General features: G+C 54.6%; 2 pseudogenes. Both read left to right on the forward strand.

The annotated features are described in order from the left end of the window. Positions 1 to 291: pseudogene (locus tag BFF42_RS20310) on the forward strand (IS91 family transposase); the annotation flags it as partial. Positions 292 to 467: 176 nt separating this feature from the next. Next, a pseudogene (locus BFF42_RS20315) lies at positions 468 to 560 on the forward strand (IS5/IS1182 family transposase); the annotation flags it as partial.

The raw sequence follows: 560 nt of genomic DNA on the forward strand, positions 1-560 counted from the left end.
CACATCCCGGAGAAGTTTTTTAAGATGGTGAGGTACTTCGGGTTCCTTGCCAACCGGGTGTGTGGAGAGAAGCTGCCGCAGGTGTACCGTGCTCTGGGGATGGATAAACAGGAACCAGTGGCGAAAGTGTGCTATGCACAAATGGTGAAACAGTTCCTGAGTCGTGACTCGTTCGAATGCGTGCTGTGTGGCGGCCGGATGGTATACCGCCGGGCCATCGCGGGACTGAATGTGGAGGGGCTGAAGAAAAACGCGCGGGATATCAGTCTGCTGAGGTATATGCCGGCCTGACACAGGCTAAGTGTGCCCGGGAATCGGTGCAAGTATAAAAAACAGCCTGTTGCGGTATAAGAATCGACCATGCAGAGAGAGAAAACACCGGAGTGGAGGGAAAAGCAGAAAAGCTCACGTGGCATAAGGCGCGGACAGCGGTATCGTCTGGTTTTTCAATTTCCTATACGTGAACTATGGCTCGCTACGACCTTCCCGATGAGGCATGGACCATCATCAAGCCTCTGTTACCTCCTGAACCCGCCACACCACGGGCCGGACGCCCATGG

It is taken from the genome of Shigella sp. FC1661 (assembly GCF_001712525.1).
Lineage (GTDB): Bacteria > Pseudomonadota > Gammaproteobacteria > Enterobacterales > Enterobacteriaceae > Escherichia > Escherichia coli.